The organism is Paenibacillus sp. MDMC362, assembly GCF_003269305.1.
In the GTDB taxonomy this organism is placed as follows: domain Bacteria; phylum Bacillota; class Bacilli; order Paenibacillales; family Paenibacillaceae; genus Paenibacillus_AQ.
The window spans coordinates 23,499-35,133 of the sequence record NZ_QLYT01000058.1 but is presented as its reverse complement, the minus strand read 5'-3'; the positions used below and the strand labels follow the sequence as shown (position 1 = coordinate 35,133).

At 52.2% G+C, this 11,635-nt stretch carries 8 protein-coding genes; 7 read left to right on the top strand and 1 reads right to left on the bottom strand.

Annotated elements, in window-relative coordinates:
* Positions 1 to 231: 231 nt before the first annotated feature.
* Positions 232 to 1,488 (bottom strand): ABC transporter substrate-binding protein, encoded by a 1,257-nt coding sequence (locus DP091_RS25425; RefSeq protein WP_113060872.1) that lies wholly within the window; start codon positions 1,486 to 1,488, stop codon positions 232 to 234.
* Positions 1,489 to 1,926: 438 nt separating this feature from the next.
* Between DP091_RS25425 and yqeK the strand changes: the two genes are divergently transcribed.
* From yqeK to DP091_RS25390, 7 genes are all read left to right on the top strand, one after another.
* Positions 1,927 to 2,562, top strand: coding sequence for a bis(5'-nucleosyl)-tetraphosphatase (symmetrical) YqeK (gene yqeK / locus DP091_RS25420; RefSeq protein WP_113060874.1), 636 nt, complete (start codon positions 1,927 to 1,929; stop codon positions 2,560 to 2,562).
* 22 nt (positions 2,563 to 2,584) lie between these two features.
* A complete protein-coding gene (locus DP091_RS25415) occupies positions 2,585 to 3,316 on the top strand; it encodes a metallophosphoesterase family protein (protein ID WP_113060871.1) in 732 nt (243 codons plus the stop codon).
* Positions 3,317 to 3,610: 294 nt separating this feature from the next.
* Positions 3,611 to 5,041, top strand: a complete 1,431-nt coding sequence (locus DP091_RS25410; RefSeq protein ID WP_113060870.1) for an SWIM zinc finger family protein — start codon at positions 3,611 to 3,613, stop codon at positions 5,039 to 5,041.
* Positions 5,042 to 5,067: 26 nt separating this feature from the next.
* A complete protein-coding gene (locus tag DP091_RS25405) occupies positions 5,068 to 6,930 on the top strand; it encodes a HEAT repeat domain-containing protein (protein ID WP_113060869.1) in 1,863 nt (620 codons plus the stop codon).
* 16 nt (positions 6,931 to 6,946) lie between these two features.
* Positions 6,947 to 8,050 carry an ATP-binding protein gene (locus DP091_RS25400; RefSeq protein ID WP_113060868.1) on the top strand — a complete coding sequence of 368 codons (1,104 nt, stop codon included), beginning with the start codon at positions 6,947 to 6,949 and terminating at the stop codon, positions 8,048 to 8,050.
* On the top strand, positions 8,029 to 10,401 hold the full coding sequence (locus tag DP091_RS25395) for a DUF5682 family protein (protein ID WP_181469920.1): 2,373 nt from the start codon (positions 8,029 to 8,031) through the stop codon (positions 10,399 to 10,401). Before DP091_RS25400 ends, DP091_RS25395 begins: the two co-directional genes overlap by 22 nt.
* A gap of 3 nt (positions 10,402 to 10,404) precedes the next feature.
* A complete protein-coding gene (locus DP091_RS25390; protein ID WP_113060866.1) occupies positions 10,405 to 11,616 on the top strand; it encodes a VWA domain-containing protein in 1,212 nt (403 codons plus the stop codon).
* Positions 11,617 to 11,635: the final 19 nt, after the last annotated feature.

Sequence of the window (11,635 nt, the reverse complement as noted above, 5' to 3'; positions counted from 1 at the left end):
ATCAGTTCCACTGATAACTCATAAATTCTATATCTAACACGAAGCGAATCAGGAAGCAGCTCGGCATCGAATCTTGAATTCAGTCGGGCCTTCCGGTGCTCACGTACCCAAAACGTACGCTCCGCTCCTCAGTCCCTATCTTCATCCAACCTTCTCGGTGCTGTAAATCGACCTTTTTGAACATGCACTTCTAGCAATCGAGAAACATACATGTAAGAACCGGATCCGGGTTTAGCGCAGCAGTTCTTTTTTGACTCTGGCCAGCGCGTCTTCCCAGGCTTTATCAGGATTTTTGCCCTGGAGCGCAACGGATGACAGCTCTCGATTGACAATGCCGTTTACATTAGCGAATTTACCGCCGAAATAAGCAGGTTTGACGTTACGCGCAGATTCCGAGAACACCTCGCCAGTTGCCTGATTCCCGAAAAATTCCTCGGGCTCCTTCATCACGGGGGCATCCAGCGCGTCTTTGGCGGAAGGGAAGAGGTTGATCTTCTTGAAGGATTGAACCTGATTTTCCGGACTCTGAATATATTTCATCACTTCAAATGCTTCTTGCGGATATTTACTCGTCTTCATAATGGCTAGGAAGGAGCCGCCATTGTTGCCGTCCCCGCCAGGGGCGCGTGCTACTCTCCATTTGCCGCTGGTATCCGGCGCCGCCTGCATCAATATTTCCTTCATCCACACCGCACCGACAAAGGAAGCGACCCGTCCATTGTTCATGGCGGCATTCCATTCGGAGGAGGAGGTATTGGCGTTGGCGCTTAGCTTCATCCGGGAAGCCTTCACCGCCGTATCCCACGCCGTCTTCATGGAGGACTCGGAAGTTTCGCCGATAAACGTATTGTCCTCGGCAAAATATATGCGTTCAGACTGAGCATTCATTTGCGTGTAAATGTTGGTGATGTTGTCGAGCATTTTCACTTTTTGATCAAAATGCTCCTGCAGCTTCTGCCCGGCTTCGAAGTATTGATCCCATGTGCCAAGCTGCGTGTGGACCTCTTCCGGTTCGGTCGGCAGCCCGGCTTCCCCGAACAAATCGGCCCTGTAATATAGGGCCGTTGGTCCCGTATCGATCGGGAGGGCAATCATGGTGCCTTCCGGGGTAACGCCAAGCTTCCATTTCCAATCCAGGAAATCCGGCTCAATATCCTTGGCGCCCAGCTCATACAGGTCGTAGAAACGGTCCGAGCTCGTAAACAGTTCTGCCACCCAGTCGTTAAAGGCGACGATGTCCGGTCCTCCGGAACCGGCCGCCAGCGTTGTCTTTAGCTTCGATTTGAAGTCGCCACCGATTTTTTGCGCATCGATTCGAATCCCCGGGAATTCCTTTTCAACGGACTTAATCAGCTCATCGTCCAAGCTTCGGTTCCAGTACCATAGTGTAAGCGTTTTCGTTTTTTCGGTGGAAGCATTTCCCGTGCAACCACTGATGATCATAACAAGAATCAGTAACCCCAAGCTAACCATCCTGCGTGTATTCACTATCGTCAGCCTCCTAACGTGGTGAAGTCGGTGATGCTTAAATCTTATTCAGTTACCAAGCTTGCGTGAGTAAAATATATGATTACGTTAATAAACATTAGACTAAAAATCGAAACATTCCATATTAAGGAATAATAAATGGACAAACCGGGGGCCCTATCACGTATCGATCAAGTCTTTCCTAATATATTATTGCTTCCTCCTTCCAATAGGTTCGTTATGTCTTACTCAACGTTGATACCCCGCATCATCTGCACGAATGGGTTTGGTCGATGATGCGTAGAATCGGATGACCTCCTTTCTTTGACTTTCTTGTATAATAGCTTCAAACTATTCTCAGTATAAGTTAATATTGTATGGAAAATGAAGTGCTAGATTGGTAAATTCAAGGAATTAGGTGAGGTGAAAAGAGTGAATGACCCGCGTAAGCATCGCTTGATGATCAGCTCCTACCGTGAGCTTGGGGGACGCGATCTCACCGGAAATCTTAGAAATGATGTGGTCCGCTTTCTGCAGAAACACCAATGCCCAAAAACAGCGGAGCATGTCCTTAAAGTCGGGGAGGAAGCCCGCAGAATTGCAATTCTCTATGGTGCCGATCCGAACGCTGCTGAATATGCCGGGTATCTGCATGATATTAGTGCCGTTTTTCCGAATCATGTCCGCATTCAAGTATCCCGTGAGATCGGTTTGGAAGTATTGCCCGAAGAAGAGTTATTTCCTATGATCATCCATCAGAAAATATCGGCATATATGGCTGAGGATTTGTTCAAGATTACGGAACCGGAAATATTGAGCGCTGTTGGTTGCCATACGACGTTGAGATCCAAGGCTTCTTTGTTAGACAAGGTACTGTTCGTCGCTGACAAAATGGAATGGGATCAAACGGGAATCCCTCCGTATTTAAGGGAGGTTACGGACCAGCTGCAAATTTCGCTGGATCATGCGGCGTTCGGATATATTCAATACTTATGGAATCGACGCGAATTGCTGAAGGTAGTCCATCCCTGGCTTCGAGACGCATATGATGAATTAAGGGATTCACTAAGCCATAACCAGAGCAATTCGAAATAAACGAAGCATGGAGGCGGGTTCATTGACGCAAATTGCACTGATCTCCGACATACACGGAAACATCCCTGCGCTGGAGGCCGTTCTGAAGGATATCAAACAGCGCAGAATCGAAACCATCTATTGCCTGGGCGACTTGATTGGCAAGGGCCCTCATGGGGATATCGCGGTTGATATGGTGAGAGCCCATTGCCAGCAAGTCATCAAGGGGAATTGGGACGACTTTATAGGTAAGGAAACCGATGATCCGATCCTCCTGTGGCATCAGCATAGACTCGGACGGGAGAGGCTCCAATATCTTGCCGATCTTCCGTATATCCTTGAGTTCATGATGAGCGGTAAATGGATCCGATTGTTTCATGCATCGCCCCGCAGCGTGTACGAGCGAATACAACCATGGGATGGTCATGAGAAACTTGAAACCTTGTTTCACGGTTCCCCGCTGGGCGGGGATTCGAGATTGGCGGACGTTGCAGGTTACGGGGATATTCATAATGCATATCACCAGCATCTGGACGGGAGAACGCTATTTAATACCGGCAGCGTCGGCAATCCCCTTGAGATGCCTGAGGCCTCTTATGTCATTTTGGATGGGATCTATGACAGCGAAGAGCCGGCTCCTTTCAACATTCAATTTATTCGCGTGCCTTATCCTATTGAACAAGCCGTACAGGATGCCCTGGAGTCCGGCATGCCTTTCCCTGAGGAATATATTCTCGAGGTTAGAACGGGACGGTATCAAGTAAGAAAGGACTAATGGATGATATCGATTTCCGAAGAGCCGGCCCTTGGGCCGGCTCTTTTTTAGAGATAAGAAAGTATAAACTTCAAAGCTTAGCATCCTGATTTCGCAAGAAAAACCCCCACTAAACGCGGTCTATATAACATTATTATCCAATTGAGGATGAAGATGATTGATTGAATAAGAATGAGTGTTCTTAAATAGGTCTTAAGAAGGGTAGGGAGTCAGGCGGAGATTCGATATGATTATGAGTAATGGATAATTTTGCTGTGCATGACCGGCAGCGACTTGATTTAGGAGGGTATGAGTTTGGTTGAGATTACAGAGTCATGGATCGATTCGCAGGCACCGAATAGCACAGCCATAAAGAATGGGCAGGGTCTTGTCAAAAAAGGACGGTTTCTGCAGCTCCATCATTCGGAGGATCATGCCGTACTTTTTGGCACATGTGCTGGCAGCGGAAGTTCCGATTACCAGCCGTCTGCCGATTTTGCCGCACCGGAGAAGCCGGTTATGCGGTGTACTTGCCCGAGTCGGCAGTTTCCGTGCAAGCATGTGCTTGGACTGCTCTATGCGTATGCAGGCGGAGCATCGTTTACACCCGCCGAGGTGCCGGAAGATTTGGCCGCCAAGCGGGAGAAAGCGGAGAAACGAGAAGAGCGTAAGCTCAAAGAAACAACCGAAGGGGCAGCGCCCAAACCGAAGAAGGTCAACAAATCGGCATTAAAAAAGAAAATCAATGCGCAGCTGGAAGGTCTGGACGTATTAGAGAGGCTGGTCCACTCGTTGATCCGAAACGGATTAGGAACATTGGATAAAAAGGAACAAAAGCTGATCCAGGAACATGTAAAGCAGATGGGCAACTATTATTTGTCGGGTGCTCAGTCGGAACTTCGCCGCCTGGCGTTGGTGCTGTCAGACAAAGACCAGGAGAAAGCTTATACATATGCGGTGGGGCAGCTTGCTGTTATGAACGCAATCATTAAAAAAGGCAGACAACACCTTATTTCAAAGCTTGATGATCCGGAAATGGCGCTGGACCACGAGTCGACGATTGAGGAATGGCTGGGGCACGCCTGGCAGCTGACGGAGCTGCAAAGCTTCGGACTCGTAAGTGAAGAGGCGGAGTTGATACAGCTTTCCTTTCTGAGTTATGCCGACGATGCACGGATGGAGCATGTGGATACCGGATACTGGATTCAGAAGGACAGCGGCGAAATTCACCGAACGATTCAGTACCGTCCCTATAAGGCCGCCAAGCTGATGCGTGAGGAAGACAGCTTTTTCGAAAAAGCCCGAGTCCCCGTGCTTTATCGTTATCCGGGGGATATGAACCGACGGGTCCGCTTTGAAGAGATGGCTTCAACTCCGTTGACACCGGAGGATTTCGTTTGGATTCACGATTATGCGGCGGACTCTTATGCTGACGCAGTCAAAAAGGTGAAGAACCAGCTGAAAAATCCGCTCGCTGACAGCCATCCCGTGATGCTGCTACATGTTTCCCGGATCAGCCGGAATGACGAAGGTCAGTATGCCATCACGGATAAAGCCGGACAGTCGATTGCCCTTGGCGACGTATTTTTACAGTCGACGGTACCGATGCTGCGGTATTTGCCGGAGGAGAAGCTGAGCGGCGTCTCCATGCTGGTTATGTTTGAGCACAGCCTGACGACGGGCCGCCTCATGGCGCAGCCGCTGACCCTTGTTACGAATAACGAAATCATCCGGCTGTTGTACTGAGCAGGGATAACGAAGGAGGTACGACCATGAGTACAGCATTACTACAGGAGCTTAACCAGGAGGTTAGGCGTTTATATATTGCGGGCAGCGAACTCGCAGCCGGCGACTTTCGCCTCAAAAGGCTGCTGCCGAAGTTTCAGCAGCTGGGAGAGCGCGCTCCCGTGTTCAAGAGATTGGGTGAAGGGATCAGCGCTTTAATCGAACCGGAATCCGGAGAGGAGACTCCATCGGCTCAGCTGCTTCAGGATTTGAACCAGCTGCTGAGCTCCGTACTGCATACGCAAGGAACAACAGCCCCTGAAGGAAAGCTCCATCCGGTAGACCATCATCCGGTTTCACTGTCATCTCATTTATCCTTCCGCAAGCTTTCCGCTGTACAGACAGCGCTGACTACAACGGGCAGCGGCCGTTACGAGATCATAGAAGAAGCATGGAAGGAAGGCTTGTTCCGTGATTTCCGGCTGGTATACCTTGCGATTGAAGCCTTGAATGACCCTTATGTGGAGATTGGCGAGCTTGCAGCCAATGAGATCTTGCCGTCGTATGGACCGGAAATCATTCCATTTCTGATGGAAAGCTTTAATCCCGCGGGCGGAAGGTCGGAGTCGCGAAAGCTGAAGGTGATGGCTCAAACCGGTGGCAAGGAAATAGCGGAGCTGATCCGGCAAGCGGCCGAAAACGGCAGCGATGAGGTGCGGTGCACGGCGATCAAACTGCTAGCCCGCTACGAAGAGTATGAGGCTGATCTGATGGAATGGAGCAAGAGCAAGAAGAAAGTCATCCGTGAAGCCGCATACGACGCACTTGCCGAGAACGGTTCGGAGCAAGCCGTAGAGCGATTGTATGAAGCCGCTCAAGGAAAAGACCAAGAGCTGGTTAACCCTGCCTTGGGCAAATGCCATTCCGCCTTGTTGACGGATTGGCTTGTACGAGACATGTCTGCCGAGCTTCAAGCGGTTTCCGAATGTCCGGATGACAAGCCAAAGCTGGAGGAGAGCTGGAGCAAGGTGAAGCGCTGCTTGTGGGCACTGCACGATAAACAAAGTTCGGCGCTCGAAGAGCTGTACCGGAACGTGCTTCAGCAATATTCCTTATATATCAAGTCGTTGGGCTGGACATACCTTATGAATGAAGCCGTCATTTATATGAATCGGGTGGATTCCGAGGAAGCCAGGGAACTGCTTCGCCAAAACGCGGAGAACGATTTGGAGCAATACAGACACAGCAGCTCATATGTCCGCGAGGTATTTCAAAAAGCCGCGCGTGTGCTGCCGCCGGACCGCGTATATGAACAGTACAAAGACGTTCTGTTGCAAGGCTTTGCCTCCTCATCCCTTGGCAACGCGGCCAAAGAACGAAAAAGGCTTCTGGACACCCTGTCAGATACGGTTATCCATAGGCAGTATAAACCGTATGAGGAAGTTATGCCGTTTACGGGGAAGGAGAGTTACACGTATTACGTGGAAATGCTTCCGCAGGAGCAGTTGCAAGCAAGCTGGGATGACAGATGGCTTGAGCTGTTTATCGAGCAGGATGAGCTTGCGCTGGTATGCGCGTTCGCCCGCCGGGGACATCACGGAGCCGAGTCGTATTTACTGGCGAAGCTGAAGAACTCGCCGGAATTCCGCAACCGTTTTGCCAATTTGATCATGATGGGGCTTGTTCGTTCCCGCATGAAGGATGAGGCGTTATTTGAAGCGATCGTGGTCGCACTGGAGGATAAGCGCAATCAGGACTGCTATATGATTGAACCTTTTATATTCGAGCAGCTTTGCCGATTACCGGCAATGTATTATGACCGTGTTCTTGCGGTGCAAGGCAACTTTCGGGACAACGCCGAGGATCAGCTTCGTTACATCCTCCGGATGATGAAGGAGCAAGAATTTTAAAAGGAGTGAATAGCCCATGGCAGCAGGACAAGAGCAATTACAAGATATCATGCGGCAGCCCGCGGAATTACTGTTCCGTCACGAGCTGGAAGCACTGCGTAAGGAGGATTCGGGAAACATTCCAGCCGGATGGCAGATGTCGCCACAATCCGTACTCAAATTCATCGTAGGCGGCAAGGCAGGCAAAACGGAAATCACGCCTAAATATATCGGCAACAAGCGGCTGATCGAGATGGCGGTCGCTACCTTGGTAACCGACCGCGCCCTATTATTGATCGGGGAACCAGGTACAGCCAAATCCTGGCTGTCCGAAAATCTGGCCGCAGCGATTTACGGGAATTCCGGTCTGGTCGTTCAGGGAACGGCAGGAACGAGTGAAGAGCATGTCCGTTATTCATGGAATTATGCCATGCTGCTCGCTCAAGGCCCGACTTCCGAGGCGTTGGTAAAGAGTCCGATCATGCGGGCGATGGAAGCGGGAGGGATAGCCCGCTTCGAAGAGATTTCCCGCTGCGCCTCCGAGGTACAGGATGCACTGATCTCCATTTTGTCGGAAAAGACGATATCGGTGCCTGAGCTCGGTAAAGAAATGAACGCGCGGAAAGGCTTCTCTATTATCGCCACTGCAAATACAAGAGACCGCGGGGTCAATGAGATGTCAACTGCGCTCAAGCGCCGGTTCAATATTATCGTTCTTCCCGCGCCAGCGGATCTGAATACCGAAATCGAAATCGTAAAGAAACGGGTGTCGGAGATTGCCTCCTCTTATGATCTGCAGGCTGCTGCTCCCGCAGATGAAGCACTGCTTAAGGTTGTGACGATCTTTCGTGAGCTGCGCAGCGGCATGACGCTGGATAAAAAGGAAAAGGTGAAGTCCCCGGCCGGAGTGATCTCGACGGCTGAAGCGATATCGCTCCTGACGAACAGCATGGCGCTGGCAGCGAGCTTTGGCAGCGGTGAGTTGACGGACGAGGACTTGGCAGCGGGACTTCAAGGGGCGATTGTGAAGGATGATGATAAAGACCGGCTCGTATGGAAGGAATATCTTGAGAACATTATGAAAAAACGCGGAGCGGAGTGGAGGGGCCTATACAACGCATGCAAGGAGATCAACCAGTGAATGCTGCCGGCATACATGTTTTTGGAGTACGGCATTTGTCGCCCGCCGGTGCGAAGCATGTACTGGACTTTCTGGATGAGATCAATCCCACGGCCGTGCTCATCGAAGGGCCGTCGGATGCAAGCGGGGAAATACGGCATCTGACTCAGGCAACAACCAAGCCGCCGGTAGCCATATTGGCGTTTACCGAAGAACTGCCCGTACGAACGATTCTGTGGCCTTTTGCAGTATACTCCTCGGAATATCAGGCCATGAGATGGGCGCAGAAGCACGGAGCTTATGCCGCATTTATCGACCTGCCCTCATCTGCTGCCGTCTGTCTGCAGGATCTGCGCCGCAGCTCGGATGACGAAACGCGCGGGAAAGAGCCTGAAGGCGAGGATCTTGGTTCCGACTCGGTACCAGCTGGACCGATGGATGAAAGTCGGCCGGACGAAAAATCCCTATATGAGCGGATTGCCGAGCTTGCCGGCGAATACGATTATGATATGTACTGGGAGCGGAGTTACGAGCATAATTTGAGCGAAGGATCTTACCGGCAATCCATATCGGCTTTTTCCATGGGGATGCGAGAGCTATCGGAGGAGAAAGAGCGGCGGGAGGATACTGTGGAATACGCCTACAATGCCGTCCGGGAGTCGTATATGCGCCGCCAGATTGTTGAAGCGATTGCGGCGGGGCATGACCCCGAGCGCATCGTAGTCGTGTGCGGGGCTTACCATGCCTCGGCCCTTCGCGATTTGTCCAGCCCGATGACCGACGAGGAATTGAATCAGCTTCCTTCCCGGATAACCAAGCTGACGCTTATGCCATATTCCTATTATAAGCTGTCGTCCATTTCCGGTTATGGTGCCGGGAATATCGCTCCCCATTATTTTGAGATGATGTGGGAACGAATGCAGGAGGGTTCTCTAGCGGAATTGCCGCATCATTATTTATCCATGGTGGCGGGCTCGATGAGAAAGAACTGCACCCACCGCTCTACGGCGGAGGTGATCGAAGCCGTCCGGCTGGCAGAGTCGCTGGCAGCGCTCCACGGGGGCGGTCTCCCGACCCTTCGGGATTTGCGGGATGCGGCCCAGACGCTGCTTGGGCGCGGCGAACTTGCGGCCGTAGCTGAAGAGCTTGCTCGTGTGGAGATCGGCACGGCGATCGGCGAGCTGGCGGAAGGCGTCAGCCAGACCCCGATCCAGGACGACCTGAACCGCCAGCTGAAGAGGCTGAAGCTGGAGAAGTATAAATCGGTTGTAGCCAACGATTTAATATTGGATTTGCGCGAGAACCGGAGGGTAACCTCCAAAGAGTCCGCGTATCTCGATTTGAACCGGTCCTTTTTGTTTCATCGCCTGAAGCTCCTGGGGATTGAATTTGTTAAAGCCAGACCCAGCGGGCAGGAGCAAGGGGCATGGGCGGAGCACTGGGTTGTGCAATGGACGCCGGAGGTTGAAATTCAGGTCGTTGAATCGACGCTGCTGGGGGAGACGGTAGAGGTGGCTGCCGCTTATATGCTCCAGCAAAAGCTGGCGGGCTGCAGTTCGATTGCCGAAGCCTCTGCGCTGATCCGTATCGCGTATGAATGCGGGATGGTTCATCAGATGGAAGCGGGTCGGCAGACCCTGCAAAAGCTTGCTGTGGACAGCCGCGATGTCGTTCAGATTGCGTCGGCTTCCCGCGAGTTATCCGTGCTGATCCGTTATGGCGGGATCAGGCGGATGGATACAGAGCCGCTAGTGCCGCTGCTGCAGCAGCTCTTTATGCGCGCTTGCCTGTTTTTGCTCGATGGCAGCCAGTGCAGCGACGAGGTATCCGGCTCGATGATCACCGCCATGAATGAGCTGAACAGCGTCGCCTTGGAGCATGCGGAGCAGGTGGACGAGGAACTTTGGCTGCAAGAGCTCGGGCATTTGTCCGAAAGAGATGACCTGAATGCCCGGTTGTCGGGATATGCATGTGCGGTATTGATGGAGCGGAATGCGATTTCCGCCCGGCAGTGTGCCGAAGAAGTGTCACGGAGGTTATCCCCCGGCATTCCGGCCGATTTGGGAGCAGGATGGTTTGAAGGCTTATCGATGCGGAACCGGTATGCTCTTCTCTCGCGGTTGAGTCTGTGGGAGCAGCTGAATGAATACATCCAGTCCCTGGAGGATGATGAATTCACTCGTGCGCTTGTTTTTCTGCGCCGGGCGTTCAGCAGCTTTTCGGCGAAGGAGAAGACGATGATTGCCGAGCTGCTTGGCGAGCTGTGGGGCGTGAATGCAGAGCAGGCTGCCGAGATTTTGACCGGTGACCTGAAGGAGGAAGAAGCGAAGATGATTGACGATTTGAATAATTTTGACTTTGAGGACTTTTAGGCGATGAGCTGCACACCGGAACCCAACCAAATATCGCGCTGGCGGCTCATTCTGGGCCAGTCGGCTGAACCTCAGCTAGCGGGCTATAGCCACGGGGGAAGCATACAGCTGTCGGAGGAAGAGATGATTATGGACCGCGCGCTGGCCGCGATTTATGATAATACGGACGGCGGGGCGGAAGTCGGAAATGCGGCCGCGGGGCAGCGGGCAGCCGGGCAAGGAAAGTCCGCTCCCCGGCTTGCGCAGTGGCTTGGGGATGTCCGCTCCTTTTTCCCCGAAGACGTGGTGTCCATTATCCAGAATGATGCCATGGAACGAAAGGGCTGGAAGCAGCTGCTGTTTGAACCGGAGGTTCTGGCTACGGTCAAGCCGGATATACAGCTGGTTGGCACGCTGCTGTCCTTGAAAGGCAAAATTCCCGAGAAAACCAAGGATACGGCGCGTCTGCTGGTGAAGGCGGTCGTGGATGACCTTGTCCAGCGTCTGCAGGAGGATATTCGCCGGGCTGTGACAGGAGCCCTTAACCGAAGACAGCATACACCGCTCCCTTCGCTCAGCGGTATTGACTGGAAGCGGACGATACAGCGAAATCTGAAAAATTATGATGCGGACCGCAAGCAGATCGTGCCGGAGCGTTTTTATTATTTTGACAGGGCAAGACGGAGCAAAGAATGGACCGTTATCGTGGATATCGATCAGAGCGGTTCCATGGCGGAATCCGTGATCTGGGCATCCGTTATCGGATCCATATTTGCAAGCATACCCTCGCTCGACACCCGTGTGGTCGTATTCGATACGGAGGTCGTTGACCTGACGGAGCAGTGTGCCAATGATCCGGTGGATATGTTGTTCGGCATCCAGCTTGGCGGCGGTACGGATATTCATAAATCGGTCGCATATTGCGAGCAGTTTATTGAAGAACCGAAAAAAACGCTGTTTATTATCATTTCGGACCTGTATGAAGGCGGCAATCAAGCCGGGCTGATCCGGCGAATGCGTGAACTGCGGGAAGCGGGAGTCAAGACGATGTGTCTCCTTGCATTATCCGACGAGGGAAAACCGTTCTATGATGAGCAGGTAGCCAAGCTGCTGTCCAGGGACGGAACGCCTTGCTTTGCATGTACCCCTGCACTTCTCCCGCAGCTGGTGGAAGGCGCCCTCAAAGGGCATGATTTGGCGGAACTGGCGAAGCGGGTAGGTACCAAAGGGATTTAAACCGACTCGAATGATTGTA